Source organism: Tenacibaculum agarivorans (genome assembly GCF_001936575.1).
Taxonomy (GTDB): Bacteria; Bacteroidota; Bacteroidia; order Flavobacteriales; family Flavobacteriaceae; genus Polaribacter; species Polaribacter agarivorans.
Window position 1 is genome coordinate 1 of the sequence record NZ_MSMP01000069.1, and the last position, 6,541, is coordinate 6,541.

At 32.2% G+C, this 6,541-nt stretch carries 4 protein-coding genes; all 4 read left to right on the plus strand.

Annotation, left to right across the window (positions count from 1 at the left end):
• Positions 1-662 precede the first annotated feature (662 nt).
• Positions 663-2,384, plus strand: coding sequence for a hypothetical protein (locus BVC87_RS22765; protein WP_075344703.1), 1,722 nt, complete (start codon positions 663-665; stop codon positions 2,382-2,384).
• Positions 2,385-2,391: 7 nt separating this feature from the next.
• Complete coding sequence (locus BVC87_RS22770) at positions 2,392-3,258, plus strand: hemagglutinin protein (protein ID WP_143569892.1); 867 nt, start codon at positions 2,392-2,394, stop codon at positions 3,256-3,258.
• A 12-nt stretch (positions 3,259-3,270) separates the two neighbouring features.
• Complete coding sequence (locus BVC87_RS22775) at positions 3,271-5,808, plus strand: hypothetical protein (RefSeq protein WP_143569893.1); 2,538 nt, start codon at positions 3,271-3,273, stop codon at positions 5,806-5,808.
• Between the two features lie 195 nt (positions 5,809-6,003).
• A partial coding sequence (locus BVC87_RS22780; RefSeq protein WP_143569894.1) for a hypothetical protein occupies positions 6,004-6,541 on the plus strand: 538 nt, incomplete at its 3' end.

The window sequence follows — 6,541 nt, forward strand, 5'->3', positions numbered from 1 at the left end:
AACTTCGAGTGAAATTCATTGGAGTAGAATGGAAATGAATTTTGTATCGAGAAGTAAAAATAGTGTTCTAGATAGTTCTGCTGAACTTGATTCAGTACAATTTTACCTCATTATCATTCCGTAAAATCACTCGAACTGACAAAGACTTCTTATCCAAGATTCACATTATTTAACAAGTTCAGAGAATTTTAACGTGACTATAAACATCATTTCTAATACAAATAAATTGATTAACAGCTACGATTTTAAATTACACTGAACTACAACTAAGCATTTATATTAAAAAATTCAACATCAATTTTAACCCATTTTTTACAAAACACATTACACCAAGGGTTCAAAAAAACACGTCTGCAATCACTGTAAAATAAGGATTTTTCATTTTTGCATCCTTTTTTGCACCCTTGGTTTTCTTTTTTTAAACCCTAAAATCGAATACTATTGCACCATGGTTTTATCAAAACATCTGAAACTAAATTTGAGAATCAAAAATGACAATAAAATGTCTTCTGGCGATAGACAGTTTTAAAATAGAATATACTCTCAAAAGAAGTTTAAGATCAAAAAAAGATAACTCACAATTAATACAATTTTAAATTATATAAATACACCCTCGTATGAAATTTTTAAACAATTCACACAACAATTTAAATTCGACTTGTATGAAAAAGCTTGGCACTTTTTTATCTCTATGCCTTTTTTCTTTAATCGCTTTTGCACAAACTCCAGAAGGTTTTAATTACCAATCTGTAGTTAGAGATGCTACTGGCAATGTAATCGCAAATACAGCAATAGGCGTTCAGTTTCAATTACACCAAACTACAGCTACAGGAACAGTAGTATATACAGAAACACATACACCAACTACAAATGCATATGGAGTTTTTGATGTAGTTGTAGGACAAGGAACTTCTACAGATGATTTTTCTACAATTAGCTGGTCATCAGATAATCATTTTTTAGAAGTTAGTGTTGATATCACTGGTGGTACAACCTATGTAAGTATGGGAACAACCCAACTATTAAGTGTCCCTTATGCATTACAAGCAAAATATGTAGAAAACGGAGACAATTTAGGAGATCATACCTTAACTGAAAATATTAAGACAGCCGGAAAATGGATTTCTAATGACGGTGACGATGAAGGATTATTAGTAAATTCTGGTGGACGAGTAACTACATCACACAAATTATTCTTAGGGAGTAATATTAACCTAGATACACACTGGATTAATGGTGATGGTACCGACAATAAAGGTATCCAATTTGATACAAGTGGGAATGTAAATTTAGGTGGAAATATAAAATTAAATGACAACTGGTTATCAAATGATGGAGACAACGAAGGAATTAAGATTTTAGATAATGGAAACGTATCGATTTCTGATAATATACAATTGAATGGCAACTGGCTATCTAATGATGGAGACGATGAAGGAATTAAGGTTTTAGATAATGGAACTATAGAACTTACGGGTAATATAAAATTAGCTGACAATTGGATTAATAATGACGGCGGTGACGAGGGATTACAATTTGATACTAGTGGTAATGTAACATCTTCTGGAACTTTAACTTTAGGAGGTAATGCATTATTAAACAACAACTGGTTATCTAATGACGGAGGTAATGAAGGATTACAAATTGATAATAGCGGAAATGTAACGACTTCAGGGAACTTAACCTTAGGAGGAAATTTTCAGCTTAATGGAATATTAACATCACCATCTGAAAACCAAATTTTTGGTACGTATGATGATACTAGTAATCTTTCAAATCTTGATAGAAGAAATGTAGTTATTGGATATCAAGCCGCAGAGGGTGCGCAATCTGGAGATAGCAATGTGGTTATCGGATACTTTGCTGGATATAACTTAAACGGAGACTCTAATGTATTGATTGGAACCGCAGCAGGAGCAGGTGGTACATTCTCTAATCAACTACATATTAGAGATTTAATTTATGGAGAATTTGATAATAGTTTATTACAAGTAAAAGGAGAACTAAAAGTTGATGAAAACATTTCAACTGATGGAAATGTAATTATTGACGAAGACGGAGATGATCTTAGAGCTGTTGGTGCAGCTAATAATGTAGAAATCATCTCGATAATTGTAGATACTGATGGAACACTAAATTCTAATGTTACCAATTCTACTGGTATTACAACTTCTTTAAGTGGGAACACATACACAGTAAATTATTCGAATCACTTTTCAAGTATTCCTTCAGTAACTATCACTTGTGTTGCGTCTACTTCTGTGACTAGAGCTGCTCAGATTACCTCATTGGCTCAAGGTAAAGTGGAATACCAGGTAAGAAGCTCAGGAGGAGATAATAAAACAGACGCTATAACTGTTTTGCAAATTATTGGAAAAAGATAGTAGACACATGAGACAATATATATTTATAACAACTTTATTTATTACTAGTTCTTTGTTTTCACAAACTTTAGAACGTTCAGTAATTGGATCAAGCGGAACAACACTAAGTAACGCCAATGCAAGTATAAATTTTACCGTTGGTGAATTGGTAACAACTACCGAATCTAACGGAACAGTAACACTAAACCAAGGGTTTCATCAAGAGGTAATAATGTTAAAAATTAAGCTCTCTCCCATTACTTTTTTACAGGGACCCTTGGTAACTTCAGGAACAACTGTTATGGACGATAGCTTGCGTAGTAATAGTTTATTACCCACTACAAGCCCATATACAGACGGTTTAACTTGTGAAACTACCGTATTTGATAATACAGGAAGTGATGCTATTATAGACTGGGTTTGGATTACCCTACGTGATAAAAATGATCAAACTATAGTAATCGCAAGTCAATCAGCATTATTACAAGCCGATGGAGACATAGTTGCTACAGATGGAGCTTCTGCTTTAGAATTTGACTTGCCTTCTGATAGCTATTATGTGGCTATTAATCACAGAAATCATTTAGGAATACTAAGTGCCGCTACTATTGCTTTAAACTCAGTAAATACAACTACTGTTAATCTAAGTGATACTTCAATAGCTGCTTTTGGTGGTTCAAATTCAACAATAGATATGGGCAATGGAATTTTCGCCATGATTTCTGGGGATTTTGATGAAAACGGACAAATTCAAAATACAGATGCTAGTTCAGTTATTCAATTGTTAGGAATTTCTGGATATAACAATGCCGATATAGATATGAATGGACAAGTACAAAATTTAGATATCAATAGTATTCTAAATACAAATATTGGTAAAGGAGAACAATTTTAATAACTAATTCCCATGGTGTATAGAAACATAAAATTACTACTAGACATATGGAAAAGTGCTGCGCTGTTTTCCATATTCTTCCTGAGCATTGGGCTTCCCCTATTCGCCCAATGCCCTTCTGGATCTGTCTATCTTACCTCACAAACGGCAGTGCAAGATTTTATCGACAACTATCCTGATTGTACGGCAATTACTGGAAACTTAGTCATTTCTAGCTCGTCAGTAAATGATATTTCTGGTTTAAACAACAAAATTAAAAGTGTTACTGGCTTAGTATCAATTTCTGGCACGAGTCTTACAGATCTAAATGGACTTCAAGGACTTGAAACTATTGGTAACTCATTATCGATTAACAATAACGATAGCTTAACTAGTTTAGCAGCATTGAGTATTATAACTTCAGTAGGAAATGGACTAACTATTTCTGGAAATGATACTATAACCACACTTAATGGAATAGAAAATATTTCAACCGTTTCTTCAATCAAGGTAACCTCTAATTACGCATTAGATGATATTACTGCATTTAGTCACTTTACTAATGTTAATTTTGACATTACTGTAGGCTATAACAACCTAACAGATTTACAAGGACTACATAATTTAATAACGGTTAAGAATCTTACGATTTCAGAACCTAATTTGCCAAACTTAAATGATCTTGATAAACTAACAACAGTTAATCGTTTAATTGTACAGAGTAACTCAATCATCACCTCATTACAAGGATTAGATAAGATAACTAATGTTAATGAAATTCTATTTTCAGATTTAACCGCATTATTAGATTTGAATTACTTCCCAAACGTTAGTAATTTACCTCGATTAAAACTTAGAGGATTAAATACCATTACAAATCTAAATGGCTTAAGTAACCTTCAAGAAGTAACAACTTTTGAAATTGAAAGTTGTAGTGCATTAGCATCATTATCTGGAATTACAAATCTAGAACGTATTACTTCCCTATTTTCTCTACAATATCTTTCAATTGGAGATTTAACAGGTTCTGAAAGCATTACTTCTTTAAATGATTTAACAATTGACACTTGTAATAATTTAACAAATCTAAGTGGCCTTGATAAAGTAAATTCTTTACATGATTTAACGATTGACACTTGTGATAAACTTATCAATTTCACTGGTCTTGATAATTTAGTTTCCTTAGGTGATATTTCAATTACTGATGCTACAGTTTTTGAAAATTTTAATGGATTATCAAACACGAATACTATTGAAAGTATTACAGTTGATAATTGTGATAGCTTTTCATCATTTATTGGTTTAAAAGCCAATTCAACTGATACTATTGAACTACAAAACAGTGATACAGTTACTGACTTAAATGGTTTGAGTTCTTTTACAACGTTAAGCTCACTAACCATTCAAAATTGTACAAACTTTGACTCACTAAATGGAATACAGAACCTTACATCTTTTGACAGGTTAACGATTCGCAATACAGGTATAGTTAATATGTCTGGCTTTCCTAGTATTACAAGTCTTGATTATGTATTAGTTCTAGACAATACTTCGCTGATTTCTCTAGACGGATTCGAAGCATTAACCAATATTGGTCAAATGAATATTTCTGGTAATGGATTATTAAATATAGATGGTCTTCAAAATTTAGTGTCTTTAAATGCAGATAATAATAGTATAGATCATTACTTGGCTGAAGAAAATTTACAATCCATAAACTTAACTTCTTTAAGGACTGTGAACGGGAATTATTGGTCACTATATATTCCTAATACTTCAAATATATGCGGATTAGCAAATTTTGCTTCTTATGGAAGTTTACCAAGCTTTTGGTCTTTCTATGCGAACTCAGGAAACTATTCAAATTTCGATCAAGTAAAAGACGCTTGCTCTATTCAATTTACAGCAAAACTATACTTGGAAGGCGCGATGAAAAATGTTACTTCTGGAGAAGAGCATTTAATGACCGACGATTTAAGATCTACTGGTATCTTACCTAATACTTCACCTTATTCGGATAACCTAATATGTGATCCTGCAATATTCAATACGACAGGTGAAAATGCCATTGTAGATTGGATTGAAATTCAGTTAAGAGATGGAACTGACACTTCAAACATCATAAGTACTAAATCATTTTTAGTACAACGTAATGGAGCCTTAGTAGATCCAGAAAACAATTCTACTAATTTATCGCTATCAGAATCTAGTGGATCGTATTTTATCACTGTTTCTCATCGTAATCATTTAGCCATACAAACAAATACTGCTTTGGCTCTATCAGCTACCACATCACATATTGATTTTACCAATTCTTCAAATGTGCTAGGAGGAACAGCTGCATTAAGCCTGGTATATAATGATTCAGGAAGCGGAATAACTACTTATGGAATTATTGCTGGCGATAATGATAAAAATGGACAAATTCAAAACATTGACATCAACAATATCATCCAAGTTTTAGGCAATTCTGGATATCATAAAGAAGACCTTGATTTGAATGGTCAAATTCAAAATACAGACATCACAAACATACTAAACACCAATATTGGTAAAGGAGAACAATTTTAACCCCAAACGATTATGAAATTAATTAAAAATAAAAAATTTAGAGTTAGAGAGGAGATCAAAAAATTTGCCTATCTGCCTATTATATACCATGGAACTTTTTTCTGGTTATCGAAAGTTAAAATAGAGAAATCATTCAATGGAATGTCAATGAGGATAATTAACATCCAAAGAGTGTAAGTTTAAAATAATACATTAATGATGAAAAAATTACTATTCATATTTTTAGCTGCTTTTACAACTCAGCTATTTTCACAAAATATCAGTTTTTCTTTTGTAAATGCAAGAAATACGAACGATGGTACAGATGATTATTATGAAGCTGATATCTATATTGCATCAGATACAGATTTCATTTTAGGTTCAGGACAGATTTATTTCAATTATAATACGGCAGCCTTCGGAGAAAATGTAGATGCTAGTGGTAATTTTACCATGGAAACTCCAGACGGATGTATCTTAGATACCGCTTTTGGTTCAGGTATTTTTGATCCTGTAGGATACAAAGATTTTGTTGTTAATGACAATACGACTTCTAGAGTTTCTACCGCTTTTCAACAAAGCTCAAGTGAGTTTGCTTTCACTGCTTTTGGTATCACTAGTAATGTTACTAGTACACCATCACATTTATACAGTATCAAGTTCAAGTATATAGATACCAATGAATCACCTAATGTAACTTTTGAAGCTACCGATTTATTTACAGGTCAGTTTTTTACAGCCTGTGGTCCAGTTA